General features: G+C 60.6%; 13 protein-coding genes and 1 tRNA gene. 2 read left to right on the top strand and 12 right to left on the bottom strand.

From position 1 onward, the window contains the following. Positions 1–4: 4 nt before the first annotated feature. Complete coding sequence (gene ttcA / locus F3089_RS03265) at positions 5–877, bottom strand: tRNA 2-thiocytidine(32) synthetase TtcA (RefSeq protein WP_151439421.1); 873 nt, start codon at positions 875–877, stop codon at positions 5–7. A 105-nt stretch (positions 878–982) separates the two neighbouring features. Between ttcA and F3089_RS03260 the strand changes: the two genes are divergently transcribed. Together F3089_RS03260 and F3089_RS03255 are read left to right on the top strand one after the other, a co-directional pair. Continuing rightward, entirely contained in the window at positions 983–1,633 is a 651-nt protein-coding gene (locus F3089_RS03260) for a DNA-J related domain-containing protein (protein WP_151439420.1), read from the top strand. Then, positions 1,630–2,685, top strand: coding sequence for a polysaccharide deacetylase family protein (locus F3089_RS03255; protein ID WP_151439419.1), 1,056 nt, complete (start codon positions 1,630–1,632; stop codon positions 2,683–2,685). The genes F3089_RS03260 and F3089_RS03255 overlap by 4 nt, the downstream gene beginning before the upstream one ends. A 2-nt stretch (positions 2,686–2,687) precedes the next feature. Here the strand turns inward: F3089_RS03255 and F3089_RS03250 are convergent, their stop codons facing one another. The 11 genes from F3089_RS03250 to tig all read right to left on the bottom strand — a co-directional run bounded on the left by F3089_RS03250 (position 2,688) and on the right by tig (position 15,928). Continuing rightward, the gene (locus F3089_RS03250; protein WP_151439418.1) at positions 2,688–3,731 is read right to left on the bottom strand and encodes a MalM family protein; all 1,044 of its coding nucleotides are present in this window, start codon (positions 3,729–3,731) and stop codon (positions 2,688–2,690) included. Next, positions 3,673–5,277 (bottom strand): OmpP1/FadL family transporter, encoded by a 1,605-nt coding sequence (locus F3089_RS03245; protein WP_151439417.1) that lies wholly within the window; start codon positions 5,275–5,277, stop codon positions 3,673–3,675. The genes F3089_RS03250 and F3089_RS03245 overlap by 59 nt, the downstream gene beginning before the upstream one ends. A gap of 34 nt (positions 5,278–5,311) precedes the next feature. Beyond that, complete coding sequence (locus F3089_RS03240; protein ID WP_225741657.1) at positions 5,312–6,343, bottom strand: transporter; 1,032 nt, start codon at positions 6,341–6,343, stop codon at positions 5,312–5,314. Positions 6,344–6,404: 61 nt separating this feature from the next. After that, positions 6,405–7,205 (bottom strand): C39 family peptidase, encoded by an 801-nt coding sequence (locus F3089_RS03235; RefSeq protein WP_151439416.1) that lies wholly within the window; start codon positions 7,203–7,205, stop codon positions 6,405–6,407. A gap of 205 nt (positions 7,206–7,410) precedes the next feature. Beyond that, the gene (locus F3089_RS03230; protein ID WP_192497259.1) at positions 7,411–9,279 is read right to left on the bottom strand and encodes a SurA N-terminal domain-containing protein; all 1,869 of its coding nucleotides are present in this window, start codon (positions 9,277–9,279) and stop codon (positions 7,411–7,413) included. Between the two features lie 87 nt (positions 9,280–9,366). Continuing rightward, positions 9,367–9,443 (bottom strand) — tRNA-Asp (locus tag F3089_RS03225). A gap of 27 nt (positions 9,444–9,470) precedes the next feature. After that, entirely contained in the window at positions 9,471–9,743 is a 273-nt protein-coding gene (gene hupB / locus F3089_RS03220) for a nucleoid-associated protein HU-beta (RefSeq protein WP_095617009.1), read from the bottom strand. A gap of 209 nt (positions 9,744–9,952) precedes the next feature. After that, positions 9,953–12,370, bottom strand: a complete 2,418-nt coding sequence (gene lon / locus F3089_RS03215) for an endopeptidase La (protein WP_151439414.1) — start codon at positions 12,368–12,370, stop codon at positions 9,953–9,955. 160 nt (positions 12,371–12,530) lie between these two features. Beyond that, positions 12,531–13,814, bottom strand: coding sequence for an ATP-dependent Clp protease ATP-binding subunit ClpX (gene clpX, locus F3089_RS03210; RefSeq protein WP_077531515.1), 1,284 nt, complete (start codon positions 13,812–13,814; stop codon positions 12,531–12,533). 84 nt (positions 13,815–13,898) lie between these two features. Beyond that, positions 13,899–14,534, bottom strand: a complete 636-nt coding sequence (gene clpP / locus F3089_RS03205) for an ATP-dependent Clp endopeptidase proteolytic subunit ClpP (RefSeq protein ID WP_095617011.1) — start codon at positions 14,532–14,534, stop codon at positions 13,899–13,901. Between the two features lie 89 nt (positions 14,535–14,623). Beyond that, positions 14,624–15,928: a trigger factor gene (gene tig, locus F3089_RS03200; protein WP_151439413.1), complete on the bottom strand. Its 1,305-nt coding sequence runs from the start codon at positions 15,926–15,928 to the stop codon at positions 14,624–14,626. Positions 15,929–16,359 lie beyond the last annotated feature (431 nt).

Here is a 16,359-nt window from a genome sequence, read left to right as displayed (position 1 = left end):
GCGCTCAGATATTGAGCACCTGGACCTGGCCGTATTCGGTTCCGGGCTCCGCGCGCTGGGGCTCAGCAACCTGTTCCTGCGCCTCGCCCCTGCCGGAGAAGTCAAACAGCTGCGGATCCGCAAGATGGGAAGGCGCCACGTTCTGCAGGGCCCGGAACATGTTCTCGATCCGCCCCGGGAAACGATGGTCCCAGTCGTTGAGCATGTCCTTGACCATCTCCCGCTGCAGATTCTCCTGGGAACCACAGAGGTTGCAGGGGATGATGGGGTACTCCCTCAGTTCGGCGAAGCGGGCAATGTCCTTCTCACGGCAATAGGCCAGCGGCCGGATCACGGTATTGCGCCCATCATCGCTGAACAGCTTGGGCGGCATCGCCTTGAGCGTGCCCCCGTGGAACATGTTGAGCATCATGGTCTCAAGGATGTCATCCCGGTGATGGCCCAGTGCGATCTTGGTGCAGCCCTGCTCTTCCGCGAAATTGTAGAGAATCCCCCGGCGCAGGCGTGAGCACAGACCGCAGGCCGTTTTCCCCTCGGGAATCTTCTCCTTCACGATGCTGTAGGTGTCCTTCTCCAGAACCTGGAACGGCACTTCAAGCTGCGCCATGTAATCCGGCAGCACATGCTCGGGAAAACCCGGCTGCTTCTGATCCAGGTTCACCGCCATAAGCTCGAAGTTCACCGGCGCCCGATGACGCAGGACCATCAGCATGTCCAGCATGGTGTAGGAATCCTTGCCACCACTGAGACAGACCAGGATGCGGTCGCCTTCCTCAATCATGTCGAAATCCGCGATGGCACGCCCGGTCTCGCGCTGCAGCTTCTTCTGCAGGCGTTTGCTTTCGTCGCGCGGATCGGTGGAGGTCTTGTCCAGCATTGATTGGCCCCGGTCAGACTGTGTGGCTGCGGATTATACCGGAGAGTCACGGGCTGCCACCAACCGGGATTTGCATTGCCCGCTCTGGCAACGCATAGTCTGGACATGATGGATTCCACCGCCTCACTGAACCGGACCGGCGAAACCAGCGACAGCGCCCTGGAAGCGCTGGTCGGGCGCATCATGGACGCCTGCGAGGCATTGCTGCGCACCCACCCGGAAGGCATGAGCGAACTGGTGATGCTGCGCACCCTCCAGGGAGAGCCCTGGTATCTTTTCGGGACCATCGACTTCAGCAGCCCGGCGGCCCTCTACCCGGTGCACTTTCTCCTGTTTCACAGCCTCTACCGGCAGCGCGAACGACTGGCTGCCGAGAGCGGGGAAACCATCGACATCAACGCGCTGAATATCCGCATTCGCCAGACGTACAACGCCGGGCAGCAGGAGGCGGGGCAGCACGATGCGCTGCACGCCTTCTACCGGGACCTGTCCAACCATGACCTGGGCGAGAGCACCATCAACCGCATGCTGGATGACTTCTGGCAGGGCATCACGCGCCCGGCGGATGATGAGCTCACCCAGGCCTGCCAAACCCTGGCGATCGACACGCCACCTCCGGATCTGGCGACCGCACGGCAGGCGTTCCGGCGCCTTGCCATGCAGCATCACCCGGATCGGGGGGGCTCCAACGAGCAGCTCCAGGCCCTTAACCGGGCCATGGCCACCCTACGACATCACTTCAGAGGACACCCATGAGTCGAGTGACCCCCCTGACCCGTATTGCCGTCACTACAGCCCTGGGCCTGAGCATGGCCTCCGGTGCCCATGCCGGCGTTGCCACTCTGGCCTATCACCATGTCTCCACGGAGACACCTCCCTCCACCACGACCTCTCCATCACTGTTCCGGGACCAGCTGGCACTGATCGAGGAGCTCGGCGTGGAGCCGCTGTCACTCACCCCTGAGCGCATCCAGAAGACCCTGGACGGCGCGGATGCGGAGAACCAGCATGTCGCCCTGACCTTTGATGATGCCTACGAGAGCGTCTACACCGAAGCATGGCCGCTTCTCAGGGAAAAAGGTATTCCGCTGACGGTCTTCGTACTCAGCGGCTCTGTCGGCAACAACGGCTACATGAGCTGGGACCAGATTAAGGATATGGCCGAGCACGAGCTGGTGACCATCGGCAACCACAGCGTGGATCACGGCACCATGCTCCAGCGCCCGGATGAGAGCGCGGAAGAACACGCCAAACGCATTGCTCGGGAACTGGACCGGGGTGCTGATCGCATCGAGGAGAAAATCGGCGTGGAAACCGAGCTCTATGCCCACCCCTACGGTGAGTTCTCCCAGCCGGTCCTGCAGGCACTGGAGGAGCGCGGCTGGTATGGATTCGCGCAGCATTCCGGGGTTATCGGCGAGCACTCCCATCCCGGTGCCATGCCGCGCTTTGCCGTGGCGGATGCCTACGGCGGCATCGATGCCCTCAGGAACAAGTTGAAGGCGCGCAACTTCCCGGTTACCAGAGCCAATCTTCCGGCCCCGGTGATCGGCGACCAGAACCCGCCCCTGCTGGACATGACGGTCCCCGAGGGCTGGGACAGCGGCCGATTGAACTGCTTTGCCTCTGGCGAGGGCAAGATGGAACTCGACGCGGAGACCCTTGCCAACGGCGTGCGCATCCAGACCCGAGCCCAGAACCCCATTGAAGTCCGTCGTTCACGCTACAACTGCACCTACCCGGCGGGTGATGGCCGTTTCTACTGGCTCTCCCAGCCCTGGTTCAATCCGGAGGCACCGGAGGGCTGAGGTCAGTCGACAAGCCGCAGTGACAGGCTGCCCACGGGCTCGTGGGTCAGCCTGCGGCGCTTGCCTTGCTCGCCGACCCTGGTGCCGGACTCAAGGTCTTCCGGGCGGGTAAAGACAACCAGCCAGCGCTCACCGGAATCCAGCTTCAGCGCCAGCCTTGCCTCCATATGCCCATAGCGTCGCCAGGTTTCGGGACTGTATTCCATCACGATGTCGGTCACCATCCGGACAGGACGGAAGCCACCGTCAAGAAAAACGGCATTCGGCAGAAAGAAGCCGCCGTCGCGGATGAAACTGCGGACGCGCAAGAGTGATTGTTCAGGATCCTGTGGCAGGCGCACCAGAGCGAAACGGCTGTCGCCCGTGGCAAAACGGTACACATCGGCCTCTTCGCCGAGATCGACGGGCAGGGTCCGCTCGGGCTCCAGCTTCTGGTAGTCCAGGCGCGGCAGCGCCCCGCAGCACTGCTGCGCAAACGCATCCAGCCGGGTCTCCGACCCCTCGCCCACCCCCAGAATGGCGGCAGCTTCGGAATCCCGACGGAACCCTGGGGCGGCTGCCGCGCCCGAGGTGGTCACCCGGGCCTCGGAAGCCCGAACCGGCTCCGGCTCGCGCATCACCTGCCCCAGGGCCTCTTCCCCGTAAAGGTAGGGCGTATTGTGAATGCGTCCCTGGGCATCCCGCCAGCTGTAGAAAAGCTCCTCGGATTCCCTGCTGCTGTTTTTATCCCCGGCATCCGGATACTGTTCCAGATTGAATTCCGGATGGGAGGATTCCGCAGTCCGCGTCACCCCCGTTTCACCGGAGCCCTTCTTACCGGTGGTCTCGCCAGAGGTCTCAGAGGCGTTGCCGGCGGCCGGTGTGTATCGGACCTGCCCCCGCTCATCCACCCATGCGCGCATGCCCCCTGCAGCCCCATCCCCAGCACCACTGGCACAGCCGGCGGTCACCAGCACCACCAGAACCAGCAGCGCCGGCGTCAGCCGGTCAGAAACGGCTGCGGATGGTGAGGTTGGCAAAGGTGATGGTGGTTTCGGTTTTGACATCCAGGCCTGCGTAGGGGTTGTACACAATGTTGGTGATGTTCGTGCAATTGATATTGCAGCTCGAGTCCGCCGGGATGTTCTGGGTACTTTTCATCTGGCTCAGACTCATATCGATCTGGGTATGCTTCGACCACCTGTACCCAAGCCCGACGCCATACATTGTGCCATCCCCGATGGGCGAGAAAAGACTTTCCGCCCCTTTGGGGATGACGGTGCTCCGGTTCTGGGCCCCCGCCCTCAGATCAAGACGGTCGTTCACGTGCAGTGTCGCACCATAGCCAAGGTTCCACACATCCGTGAACTCACGGCCAATCTTCAGACTGGTGGGTGTTGCCTTTTCCGGTGACAGGATGCGGGCCGCATTCAGGAACTCCAGCTCACGGTCAAACTTGAGCTCCAGATACTTCTGGGAAGACAGATCCACATAGTCCATATCCGCATTCAGGGTGAGGAACGGCAGCACCCGCATGCTGACGCCGGTGGAGAAATGCTGCGGGTAGCTCTCCTTGATGGAGACATGGCCCTCCTCCTTCGGAACGCCGGAAGGCAGGCTCAGGATCGCGGCGCCTATGGCGCCGAGCACAGAACTGTTCACACTCTGCCAGAACGCGGCCCAGTCCTCAGTGTAGTCGATCTGGAAATCGCCCTTGAGGTTCATATCATCGCCGGAACTGTACTGGGCGCCCCAGGTGAACCAGTCAGTGGGCTCCCAGAGCACCCCCACCTTGTAGCTGGTGGAGAGGCTCTCCTCGGCCCGGAAGTTGACATTGCCGATGTCCTGGAAGGGGCCGATCTTGCCGCCACACAGGGCCAACCAGGGCGCCAGGGGTTCCTGGGCCTCCTCGTCACAGCCGAAGGCATCCTGAAGCGTGGCCCCCACGCCCACCAGCATGTTCGGGGCCCGGGTCAGCTGGTTCACCTCGATCCCCTGGTGCGAGAAATGGATACCGGCGCCCACGGTCCACTCATCATTGATCTCATAGGAAACCGTTGGTGAAAGGTAGGTGATCCGCTGAATGGCGGCCTGGGTCGGCTGATACCGGCCCGGATCATCCTCCTCACGGGAGAAGCCACCGGAGTTCTCGATGAACGCGGCATTGCCGAACGTCAGCTTCGAGCCCGGGGGCTGGACACTGAACCCGGCATTGAACGGCGCAGCGGGTGCAGCGCTTTCCATCAGCCCGATGCCCGGTATGTAGTTGGCGCCGACGTCGGTACTGCTCTTGCTGTTGGCTACCGGATCATTCTCCGCGCATTCGATGCCGAAGACATCACAGCCCTCTTCCGGCACCGTGAACGTCGCATCGAACTGCGTCATCGGCATGGCACCGCCAAGTTCCCACTGGCGCCCCTCAAGACGACTCAGTCCGGCTGGATTACGGCGGATGGCCATGATCCCGGGCGGATCCGCGGTAACCGCGTTGCCGAGCGCGGCGGCCTTCGGATGCACCAGCAGCTGATGGCTGAACTGGGCCTGCGCCCCCAGGGACACGGCCGCCAGTGCCAGTGCGCCGAATACACGTGTGCCGACGCCATTCGCTCGCATTACTTCCTGCTCCTTATCGCCCTTGATCCACGCATCAGGATGATTCAGACAGCCCGGAAATATTGATGGGCATGGAGAAGCCGATGGTGAAATCCGGTGCTCCCCTCGTCATACCAAAACCAACACTGGTATTGACGATGGTCTGATCACTGATCCGCGTGCCCAGTGACATATTGATGATGCCCGCCATCTGGGAACTGGCCGTTGCCTCGGTGCCATCGCTGAAGCTCAGGACGGTCTCATCGTTGTAGGTAAGCTGGACCGACAGACTCAGCGATATGTCGTAGGACAGCGAATAGGAGAAGCCACCGGAGCCGGAAAGCGTGAAGCCGGGCTCAAGCTCCTGCAGAAGCCGGGCACCGCGCACCTGTTTGAGATCCTTCACTTTGTGGTTGTAACGGAGACTGCCGGAGCCGAACAGAACCACCGGATCCAGCACCTTGGAAACACTGGCGCCCCCGCCGATCGAGTAATAGCCACTGCCGGTGGACAGCTGACGATTGACGTCGATCTCGTAGGGACTCACGCCGGTCTTGGAGCTCAGCGTCCCGAAAAGCGTGGTGGACATGGTGCCCGGGATATGGGAGTTGGGTTGCCAGCGCGCGGTAAAGGAGATATCCCCCACGTCGTTGACGTTCAGATCCTCCTGGGTATCAAACTTGGTGGTCAGGGGAATCCGGGTGCCCAGCGTCAGGTTGTCGTAGAACCCGTAGTCGTAGGAGAAGGCGTTGGTGAAGTTGTGGGTGGCTTCCGGCGTCACATCCAGATTCCGGACCTGGCTGTTGATGACCTCCAGGTCCAGGTTCTGTGTTCCGGAATAGGAATAGTTAAAGGAGTAGTTCAGTGACTGACGCCCAGCCTGCAGCAGCGAGTAGTTCTTTTCCGCCGCCTGGAAGACTTCTTCCAGCTGTTCGGTGGAATCCTCATCCCCTTCCTGCTGGGCGAGCGCCTCCCGGGCCTCATCCACAGTGGCACCATCGTCTTCCTGCTGCTGGGCCGCGGCGGGCACCGCCAGTGCGCAGAGCAGCACGAGAACGGCCAGAAGCCAAAGCACAGAGCGCGTCATAGCGGGTTCCCTGTATCCAGTTCGATGCATAAAACCACCAATCACCTGTCGTCCGTGAACTTCATCGATCACGGAAATAGAGCTGTTTGCGCGTGTTCTCAACGCTGCCGTCCGGGTTGTTCTTGAGCCGCTCGAGTTCATTCTGGATGTCCCACATGAGCGCTTCGTGGAATACCGGGAACTCCTGGCGTGCCTGCAGCGTCAATGTCTGGTCATCCACAAAGCGCATATCCTCTTCCTTAAGGGCCAGATTGTTCAGGGGCGGTTCCTCGCCCGGGAAAACGATGAAAAGAACGTTCTCCGCCCATTTCTCCTGGAATTCATGCAGCGTGAATGACAGATTCCCGGCGGCCGGATCCGCGACAAAAACACGCCCTTCGCGGATGTCACGCACCACCACGAAATGCTCGAAACCGGCATGGTTGATGGGGACGATGGCCGGATGGTCGAGCTCGGCCAGGTCCGAAATCTCAGCCCGGAAACCGCCGGAGGGGAAGCCAAGCTCAGTGACCAGACGCTTCATGTCCAGAAGCGAAAAGGCACGACGCTCAACAATGCGCTCACTCTCCCCGTACTGGAGCAGCCCTTCCATGACCTGACGCTCATTGAGGTTCTGGCCCACGTAATGGCGCAGAATCGTTGTGAGCGAGGCCGCGCCGCAGCTGTAGTCATACTGCTGGCGCACCACGTTGCGGAATTTCTGGGCCCTGAGCGGTTCCACCTGATAGCGGTGTAGAAGGGAATCCGGACTCTCGTTGTAATGCTGCTCATAGATGAAGGTCCCCCTTGGATGGGGCTCCACCTCGACGACTTCCTGCGTCATGGAGAAAGTCAGCAGTGATCCGGCCAGAACGAAGAGCATGAACGCCTGTCCCTTATAAACCCGACGGAAGACGGTGTCGGAAGGGACCATAGCGAATTTAGGGGAGGCTGAAAGATAACTGGTCCTCAATTCTCGGTCTCTTAAACCGTTGGAATTCGGACCATTCCCGGGCGGGAATCAATTTTGTGACACAGGTGGAAAGGCGATGGAACCGGGTTTGACGACCCGGCTCCATAGGGGGGAATCAGTTGCGGTTGATGTCCGCTTCAGCTCTGAGGGACTCAATGTAGGCCTGATAGGCCATCTGGCCATGGCGCCGCCCCAGAGAGGCTCCAAGGTTCGAGGCCATCATGCTGACCGTGGCGGAATCCGGCGGATTGACTGCATCAAGACGGATCAGGGCGACAGCATTGGGCAGATCCACAATACGGGTGCTGGCACCGCCGTTCTGTGGCGCCGGCATCTCAAAGGCGGCATCCCGGACCACGGCCTGCGCCTGCAGGGAACGCCGGTTGACGCCCTCAAAGGACTCCCATTCCGTGCCGGTTCCCATATCCGGTTCAGGCAGCCCGGCATCCGCCGACATGTCCGCGGCCATGCCTTCCAGGGATTCCCTCAGCGCCTCGCGAGCCTTTTTCTGGCGCACAAGCTCCGTGACCTCTTCGCGTACCTGGTCAAAGGACTTCTGTTCGCGCGGATAGTACTCGCGCACCCGCGCCACCACGGAGACGCCATCACCGGTTTCCACCACCTCAGTGTTGAAACCTTCCTTGCGCACCTCCTCTGTGAACAGCTGCTCGCGCAGTCCTTCATGGTCGAAGGGAGCCCTGGCCTGATCGGGCCGTACCCCATCACGGGTCTGGATGGAGGCATCAATGAGCTCAGCTGGTGCCTGGAGGTCATACTCGGAATAGGCCATGTCCGCCAGCTCCTCGCTCAGCTCCACATAGCGGCGCTCTGCCCTCTCCCGGGCGATGGTCTCGCGCAGGGACGCCTCCATGCTCTCAAAGCTCGGAGGCTCCTCTGAGCGCACATCCAGCAGCTTGATGAAATGCTGACCGAAGGAGGTACTGACGGGCCCAACCACCTTACCGGTCTCCTCAATACTGAAGAGGGCCTCGGAGAAGGATTCGTCAAAGTCTTCCCGTGAAGAGAAGCCGAGCTTGCCACCCTCATCCGCGGTGGCTCCGTCATCGGAGTATTCCGCTGCCAGCTCGGCAAAGGAGCGGCCCTGCTTCAGACCTTCCTGCACCGCCTCGACAGCGGCTTCGGCATCTTCCCGGTCCTCACGGATCAGGATATGGGCCGCATTGCGCTGTTCATCAGCCTGCATGGACTCAACACGCTCACGGTAGCGGTCCCGGACCACTTCCTCTTCGATCTCGGAGGGATCCACCAGCTCGGAACGGTCCAGTGTGATCCAGGACGCATCAACGGATTCGCTCTGGACAAAGCGCTCCTGGTTGTCCTCGTAGAAGCTCCTGAGTTCCTCGTCAGACACTTCCATGGACTCCGCGCGCTCACCAACCGGAATCTGAAGGACAGAAAAATCCCGGGTCTGGGTCAGCAGCGAGGCCACCCGTTCCGTTTCGGAGGGCGCACTGAAGGCGCTGCCCTGGATCACAGCCTGGATGACACGGCTCAAATGATCCTGCTCCAGCATGGTCCGGAACTGGTCCACCGTCATACCCTGGTTGCGGACCGCCTGTATGAAGCGCTCCTGGCTGAACTCACCGTTGACCCGGAACTGCTCGGCACCGGTGATCATGCGGTCCAGATCGGATTCCGAAACCTGGAGCCCGCGGGAGCGGATGTCCTGACCAATCAGCTTGTCCCGGATGAGTGAATCCATGACCTCTTCATTGAGTGCGTCCATGTCGATCCGGGATGAGTCCGGGTTTTCCATTTCCTGCAGCCGCTGCTGCCGCCGGATCTGGACCGCACGTTCGAATTCCCGCTCGGTGATGGGCTCACCGTTGACCGTGGCGATCTCGTTCTCGCCGCTGCCGCCCACGATGGAGTCCAGCCCCCAGATGGACAGGGACAGGATCAGGACCACGATGATGGTCTTGGCGATCGTTCCCTGGGCGTTCTCCCGGATGTTCTGAAGCATTCCGCGTTCCCCTGTGTGCCCGCACTTCCACGGGTGACCTGTGTTTAACGTAAAAGGGCGCATCCCTTACGGCATGCGCCCAAAGTCTGGCGGAGCGGACGGGACTCGAACCCGCGACCTCCGGCGTGACAGGCCGGCATTCTAACCAGCTGAACTACCGCTCCGTCGAAACAGAATGGCGGGATCCGCCGTTACTGGACGGCGTCCTTCAGGGCTTTGCCGGCCTTGAAGCTGGGTACCTTGGAAGCGGCGATCTTGATCTCCTCACCGGTCTGCGGGTTGCGGCCGGTGCGTGCTGCCCGCTCCTTGACGGAGAAGGTCCCGAAGCCTACCAGCGTGACCGGATCACCCTGCTTGAGGGATCCGGTGATGGAATCAACCATCGCGTCCAGTGCACGACCTGCTGCGGCCTTGGAAATATCGGCAGAATCTGCGATAGCGTCGATCAGTTCGGACTTATTCACACTAAACCCCTTTTTCTATCTGGTTCCATGTTGGACGTTGTGTTTCTTTTTCGGCGCCAATGACTATGGCACACGCCATCGGAGAATTCCATGGCCGCAGGCCGGGACATCCCTCACCCTGCGAGCCCTGACAGGGTGGCCCATGGCTCCGCTGAGAGGCGAAATACGTTATACCAACGGCCTTTAAACAGTGTCAATGACTCCACCTTTCAGTGGGTATTCACCCGTTCGTTACCGTCGGCATCCTCATCACGGCTGCCCGGATGGGCGGGAGCATCCGCGGGCAGCGGTTCCGGCTGCCGGGTCAGCGCGATATCGAGCACCTGGTCGATCCATTCCACCGGACGGATTTCGAGAGATTCCTTGATGTTGTCCGGAATTTCCTTCAGATCGCGCACGTTCTCTTCCGGAATCACCACTGTCTTGATGCCGCCCCGGTGTGCCGCAAGCAGCTTCTCCTTGAGACCACCGATCATCAGAACGCGGCCACGGAGCGTGATCTCGCCGGTCATCGCCACGTCCGCGCGCACCGGAATGCGGGTGAGTGCGGAAATCAGCGCGGTGCACATGCCAATGCCCGCGCTGGGACCATCCTTGGGGGTCGCACCTTCCGGCACATGGATGTGCAGGTCCTGCTTATCCTGGAAATCCGAGGACAGCCCCAGCCCTGGGGCACGGCTCCGGACCACTGTCAGGGCCGCCTGTATGGATTCCTGCATGACGTCGCCCAGTGAGCCGGTCTTGACCACCTTGCCCTTGCCGGGCGTCACAGCGCACTCCAGAGTCAGCAGTTCGCCACCCACCTGGGTCCACGCCAGGCCCGTGACCTGCCCGATCTGGTTCTCTTCCTCAGCCAGACCGTACTTGTGGCGCCGGACGCCGGCATAGTGCTCCAGTGTCTCGGGGGTCACCTCCACGGCATGACGCTCGCCGGCTTCCACGTGCTCACGCACCACCTTGCGGCAGATCTTGGCGACTTCGCGTTCGAGGTTCCGCACACCCGCCTCACGGGTGTAATACCGGATGATGGCCTGCAGTGTCTCCTCGGGCAGGCTCAGCTCTTCTTCCTTCAGCCCGTTCGCCTTGAGCTGCTTCGGCAGCAGGTAGCGGCGGGCGATATTGACCTTCTCATCCTCGGTATAGCCGGGAATACGGATGATCTCCATCCGGTCCAGCAGGGCATCCGGGATGTTCATGGAGTTCGACGTGCATACGAACATCGTATCCGACAGATCGTATTCGAGCTCCAGGTAGTGGTCACTGAACGTGTGGTTCTGTTCCGGGTCCAGGACTTCCAGCAATGCCGAGGACGGATCACCACGATGATCCATGCCCATCTTGTCCACCTCGTCCAGCAGGAAGAGCGGGTTCTTCACGCCCACCTTGGACAGACGCTGGATGATCTTGCCGGGCAGCGCCCCGATGTAGGTGCGGCGGTGACCACGGATCTCGGCCTCATCGCGCACACCACCCAGCGCCATCCGGGTGTACTTGCGATTGGTCGCGCGCGCGATGGACTGCCCCAGTGACGTCTTGCCCACACCGGGCGGGCCCACGAGGCACAGTACCGGCCCTTTCACCTTGCGGACACGGCTCTGCACCGCGAGGTACTCAAGAATGCGTTCCTTGACCTCATCCAGACCATAGTGGTCTTCATCCAGAATGCGACGCGCACGGTCGATATCGTGGCGCACACGGCTGCGCTTTTTCCACGGAATGGCCAGCATCCAGTCAATGAAGCCCCTGACGACGGTCGCTTCCGCGGACATGGGCGACATCATCTTGAGCTTGTTGAGCTCCTGCTCGGCTTTCTCCCGGGCCTCCTTGGGCATGCCGGAAGACTCGATCTTCTGCTCGAGCTCCTCAAAATCCTGGCCGCTGCCGTCGCCGAGCTGCCCCATCTCCTTCTGGATGGCTTTCATCTGCTCATTCAGGTAGTACTCACGCTGGCTGCGCTCCATCTGCTTCTTGACGCGGCCACGGATGCGCTTTTCAACCTCGATCAGGTCAATCTCGCTGTCGAGCTTGCCCAGCAGCTGCTCAATACGATGGCGCAGGTCCAGGGTTTCAAGCAGTTCCTGCTTCTCAGCCACCTTGAGTTCCAGGTGGGAAGCCATGGTATCCGCCAGGCGGTCCAGCTCCTCGATGCCCTGCAGGGAGTTGCTGACCTCGTTGGGCACCTTCTTGGACATGCGCGCGAATTTCTCGAACTCCTCCATCAGGGTCCGGACGAACACCTCTTCCTCACGCGCCTCAACGCCGGTCTCCGGAAGCTGGCGGCAGCTGGTGGTCACATACTGGTCGTCGCCACCCAGCTCGTCCACGGATGCCCGTGCATGCCCCTCAACCAGGACCTTGACGGTCCCGTCGGGCAGCCTGAGCATTTGCAGCACCGTGGCGATGGTGCCTATGCCATAGAGGTCATTACGGCCGGGATCATCCGTCTCCGCATCCCTCTGGGCGACGAGCAGGATCTGCTTGTCGTTCTCCATGGCGGCTTCAAGGGCATTGATGGACTTCTCCCGCCCGACGAAGAGCGGAACCACCATGTGCGGAAACACCACCACATCACGCAGGGGCAACATGGGGAGTTCAAAAGGGGTATGGCCCTGGGGCTGCTCTGTCATGATCTGACCTCTGAACTGGGGAAGTGGGCGACGCCGGGATCCTGAGAGTGGGCACAGTCCCGTTTCGCTGACTCTCTAGAGAATGGGGGTTAAGAGGGGCGGCTTCAACCCGCCTGCCAGCCGGAAACTGACAGACGGGCTGAAAACAGGGATACCGGAATCAGTCCTCCGGAACCGCGCGGGCGGTTTCATTGTTGGCGTAGATCTTGATCGGGTCGGATTCCCCGTTGACCACACCTTCATCAATCACAACCTTGCACACATCCGGCTCGGAGGGGATCTCATACATGGTATCCAGAAGGATGCCTTCCATGATGGAGCGCAGCCCCCGGGCACCGGTGTTGCGTTCCATGGCCTTGCGGGCCACTGCACGCAGTGCGTCCTCGCGGAAATCCAGCTCCACGTCCTCGATCTCGAACAGCTGCTGATACTGCTTGGTCAGCGCGTTCTTGGGCTGGGTCAGGATCTCGATCAGGGCATCCTCGTCCAGCTCCGTGAGGGTCGCCACAACGGGCAGACGGCCCACGAACTCGGGAATCAGGCCGTAGCTCACCAGATCCTGCGTCTCAATGTGCTTCAGGATCTCGGATGTGCTCTTGCTATCAGACTGACCGACCACCTGGGCCGCAAAACCGATACTGGTCTTCTCGGAGCGCTCCCGGATCACCTTGTCCAGCCCCGAAAAGGCACCGCCACAGATGAACAGCATGCCCGCGGTATCCACCTGCAGGAATTCCTGCTGCGGATGCTTGCGGCCACCCTGGGGCGGCACGGATGCGACCGTGCCCTCAATCAGCTTGAGCAGGGCCTGCTGCACACCCTCACCCGAGACGTCACGGGTAATGGAGGGGTTGTCCGACTTGCGCGAGACCTTGTCGATCTCGTCAATGTAGACAATGCCGCGCTGGGCCTTGTCCACATCGTAGTCGCACTTCTGCAGCAGCTTCTGGATGATGTTCTCAACGTCCTCACCCACATAGCCAGCCTCGGTCAGCGTGGTGGCGTCCGCAATGGTGAACGGAACGTTGAGCATGCGTGCCAGCGTCTCCGCCAGCAGCGTCTTGCCGCTGCCCGTGGGGCCGATCAGCAGGATGTTGCTCTTGCCGAGCTCCACTTCCGGGCGCTTCTCACCGAAACGCAGACGCTTGTAGTGGTTATACACGGCCACGGACAGCACCACCTTGGCCCGGTCCTGGCCGATCACGTACTCGTCCAGCGTTTCCTTGATCTCGTGGGGAGAGGGCAGACGGTCGCTCGGCTCTTCCTCGGTGGTCTCCTGGATTTCCTCGCGGATGATGTCGTTGCAAAGATCCACGCATTCATCGCAGATGAACACCGACGGGCCCGCGATCAGCTTGCGGACCTCATGCTGGCTCTTGCCGCAGAAGGAACAGTACAGCAGCTTGCCGTTATCGTCGCCCCTGCCGCTACCTTTCTCTGCCATTGGATTACCTCTGTTCTGGTTCCGGCCGCCTTGCATTGACCGTGTGCCACGGTCGAGCGACAGAAATCGGGAGTGATACCAGTATTAGGTATTCCCCGAGCGTTTATCAAGTACGGCATCAACGAGGCCATACTCCGCTGACTCCGCAGCGTCCATGAAGTTGTCCCGGTCCGTGTCCTGGGCGATCTGTTCATAGCTCTGGCCGGTGTGCTCCGCCAGGATGCTGTTCAGCCGCTCCTTGGTCTTCAGGATCTCGCGGGTGTGGATCTCAATGTCCGAGGCCTGCCCCTGGAAACCGCCCAGCGGCTGGTGGATCATGACCTTCGAATTGGGCAGACAATAGCGCTTGCCCTGCGCGCCCGCTGCCAACAGCAGGGCACCCATGGACGCCGCCTGGCCCACGCAGAGCGTGGAGACATCGGACTTGATGAACTGCATGGTGTCATAGATCGCCATGCCGGCAGTCACTGCCCCACCCGGCGAGTTGATGTAGAAATGGATGTCCTTGTCCGGATTCTCGGACTCCAGGAACAGCAGCTGCGCAACAATCAGGTTGGCCGTATGGTCATCCACCGGCCCCACCAGAAAGATCACGCGCTCCTTGAGCAGCCGGGAGAAGATGTCAAAGGACCGTTCACCCCGGGCGGTCTGCTCGATCACCATCGGGATCAGACCGGAATTGGTGACGTCGCTCGCGCCGTCGGATATCTGCTGTGTCATGGGTATTGTCGTCTCCCGGTTGTTGCCTGTATGGCGGGTTTCAGAACCCCAATTGTAGACGAGCTGGCCGGGTTTTCACCCCCGGAGCCTCACGCACCCTGCTGGGGCGGCTTCACAGCATCCTCATACTTGTATTTCTTCTGCTTGACCTTGGCATTTTCAAGGACGTGGTCCACAACCTGATCCTCAAGCACCGAGGATTCAATCTGCTGCTTTTCTTCCTGGTTGTTGTTGTAGTACTCGACCACTTCATCCGGATCCTGATATGTGGAGGCGATCTCGCGGATCTTCTCATCAACCCGCTCGCTGTCCACCTCAAGATTCGCGTCCTGCACCAGCTGCTGGAACAGCAGACCGGTCTTGATGCGGCGTTGGGCCTGATCCTGGAACAGCTCGGAAGGCAGCTGTGAAGGATCCATCTGGCCACCGAACTGCTGCACCGCCTCCTGCTTCATGCGCTCGATCTCCTGATCGACCATGCCCTGGGGCACTTCCAGCTCTGTAACCTCGAGGAGGCCGTCAATGACCTGCTGCTTGATGCGGTTCTGGATGCCGTTCTTGAGCTCGCGCTCCATGTTCTTGCGCACTTCCTCGCGGAACTCCTCCTCGGTCTCGGCTTCAACGCCGAACTGCTCGAAGAATTCCTTATCGAGGGTGGGCAGCTGCGGTTCCTCAACCTTCTTGACCGTCACCTGGAACTGGGCTTGCTTACCCGCCAGTTCCTCGTTCTGGTAATCTTCCGGGAAGGTCACATCAAGGGTATGCTCCTCACCGGTCTTGGCGCCTACCAGCTGGTCCTCGAAACCGGCGATCATCTGGCCGTCTCCAAGAGTCAGCTGCTGGTCCTCGCCGCTGCCGCCCTCGAATTCCTCACCGTCGATGGTGCCGGTGAAGTCGATGGTCATGACGTCCTTCTTCTTGGCCTTGCGCTTGACCTCTTTGTAGGTAGCCTGCTGGCGGCGCAGGTTGTCGATCATCTTGTTGATGTCCTTGTCCTGTACTTCGGACCAGGGCTTCTCAACACTGATCTGGCTCAGGTCGCCCACCTGGATCTCGGGCATGACCTCGAAAACGGCAACAAATTCAAAGTCCTTGCCTTCCTCTACGGTCTGGGGCTCAAACCGCGGCTGGCTCGCCGGCTGTACGTCCTGCTCCTGGATCGCCTCCATCCAGGCATTACGCATCACTTCGCCGAGAACTTCCTGGCGTACGCCCTGGCCAAAGCGCTTGCGCACGACCTTCATGGGAACCTTGCCCGGACGGAAACCGTTGAGACGAACCTGTTTCGCGGCTTCGCGCAGGCGTTCATCGACCTGCTGCTCAACTTCCTCCGCGGGCACGCCAATCGTCATGCGACGCTCGATGTTGGACGTCGATTCAAGGGAGACTTGCATGGAATATCCTCAGTTATTGCCGTTCCGATTCAATGTAAAGCCGGGGATCATAGAAATGTGAACGCGACTTGGCAAGGCCGCGGCTTTCGGGGCGCTGATTCTATCACGTTCTGACCGCGCACTCCGATAGGGAAAGATCCGGGAAAGGGAAAGAAGTGGTGCAAAGGAGAGCTTAGAACCGGTGTGATAGTTCAACCACTTATGGCCATCATGCGGTTCGTTAGACACATAGTTAGACAAGCGACCAGCTGCTCAATTTTTTCACCACTTCTGCAACCCGATTAGCCATGGCTGCATTGAGCGGCGGATGATGCCGTATTTGCCGGTCAAGGACAACCCAAGTTGCCACTCATCAGGGGCAATGCGGACGTCGATGCATGAGCTATGGCGTTCTCTTACCAGCTCCGCCAAGCCAGTGAGCTCCAGCCGCC

The sequence above is a fragment of the Halospina sp. K52047b genome (assembly GCF_008709855.1).
GTDB lineage: Bacteria > Pseudomonadota > Gammaproteobacteria > Pseudomonadales > Oleiphilaceae > Halospina > Halospina utahensis_B.
Note: the sequence above shows the minus strand (reverse complement) of the source record. Positions and strands in the feature narration are given on the sequence as shown.